Raw genomic sequence first — 1400 nt, 5'->3', positions numbered from 1 at the left:
GCCGCGGATCATCGGCGAAGGTGTCGGCCGCGACGGAATGCGCCCGGTCCAGCCGCGCACACTCCTCGCACCGCGCGCCGGTACTCCGCCCCGGGACCCCCGCCCGCACCGGACACGCGTGGCCCCGGGCCCCGACGCAGGTCCGTCCGCCCCCGTCCACGACTCCGAAAACCACCGCCTTCCCCCGAGGCAGAGGACTCCTCCGCCCGCCTTCCCACACCAGACAGGGCTCGACGCCGCCCCACCGCAGCCCGGTACATCTCCACGCGTGTGCCATCCCTCACGACATTAGAGGGCACCACTGACAGTGCGGTTGACCTGCGGAAACGAAGCAACCGCCAGGCCGCCGGGGCCGTGGACGACGAGGCGGGGAAGGCCCCAAGGACGACCTGTGCCCCGCCCTTTCCCTCCCCCCTCCCCGCGGAAGCCACTCACGGGCTGTCGGGTCGAGCGGTATGGGCGGGGTGGCCGGCCGTACGGCGGGCCTCCTTCATCTCCGCCTCGTAGAGATGGTCCCGGCCGTCGGCCAGCTCGTCCACGGCGCTCTTCTCCAGCGCCTTGAACGGCTCGTAGTAGGTGTCGTTGTAGGCCTCGACGATCTGGAACGTCCAGTGCCCGGGGATGACATTGCGCCCGAGGATCTCGGTCCGCACCTTCTCCGCCCACTCCGGCTGCCCGGCCTCCCGCAGCAGGCGAACGGCCCGGTCCAGTTCGAGATCGGCGCCGCCGGTGAGCTGGTGGAAGTCGTAGAGGCGGCCACGGGCGCGCTCGGTCATCTCCAGGGCCTTGGAGAGCGCGCCGAGCGCCTCCACCGTCGTGTCGCTGAGCCCTTCGGGCCGCTGATGAGCGCGGTCGGGGCCGTCGTGCTGTGCGTTCATGATTCCCGAAGTGCCCGTTTTCTCCGCATCCCATTCGGTCGCCGTCCGGATGTGTCAGGGCCGGTGGCGCGGTACTCGTGACGCCACCATGCAGACGTTCCTGCCCTACCCCGACTTCCGGGCGTCGGCGCTCGCGCTGGACCGCCGTCGCCTCGGCAAACAGCGGGTCGAGGCGTTGCAGGTGCTCCGCGGCCTCGTCGTACCGGGCTACGGCTGGCGCCACCATCCGGCGGTACGGATGTGGGCCGGATACGAGGAGGCCCTCGTCCGGTACGGCCTGGACGTGTGCGCGGTGTGGCGCGAGCGGGGCCACCGGGACAGCTGCGCGACCACTCTCGTCGCCGACCTCTTGGCGTTCCGCCCCGGAACGCAGGTCCGCCCCCAGGCCGCGCTGGGGGAGGCCGCCGAACTCCCCCCTTGGCTGGGCGACGACACGTTCCACCACAGCCACCGCTCGGCACTCCTGCGCAAGGACCCCACCACCTACACCCCCCTCTTCCCCGACGACGTCTCTTATACACA

2 protein-coding genes and 1 pseudogene are annotated in these 1400 nt (G+C 71.3%); 1 reads left to right on the top strand and 2 read right to left on the bottom strand.

Going from position 1 to position 1400, the window contains the following annotated elements:
• Both AOK15_RS48225 and AOK15_RS41125 read right to left on the bottom strand, forming a co-directional pair.
• Positions 1 to 277, bottom strand: a pseudogene (locus tag AOK15_RS48225) (DUF2797 domain-containing protein); the annotation flags it as partial.
• 154 nt (positions 278 to 431) lie between these two features.
• Positions 432 to 878, bottom strand: a complete 447-nt coding sequence (locus AOK15_RS41125; RefSeq protein WP_055524353.1) for a hypothetical protein — start codon at positions 876 to 878, stop codon at positions 432 to 434.
• Between the two features lie 88 nt (positions 879 to 966).
• Between AOK15_RS41125 and AOK15_RS41120 the strand changes: the two genes are divergently transcribed.
• Positions 967 to 1400, top strand: a 434-nt coding sequence (locus AOK15_RS41120; RefSeq protein ID WP_055524355.1) for an MSMEG_6728 family protein, incomplete at its 3' end; no start/stop codon positions are given.

Origin of the sequence: Streptomyces ossamyceticus (assembly GCF_001418475.1) — a bacterium.
GTDB classification, from domain to species: Bacteria; Actinomycetota; Actinomycetes; order Streptomycetales; family Streptomycetaceae; genus Streptomyces; species Streptomyces ossamyceticus.
This window is presented reverse-complemented; position numbering and strand designations above follow the sequence as displayed.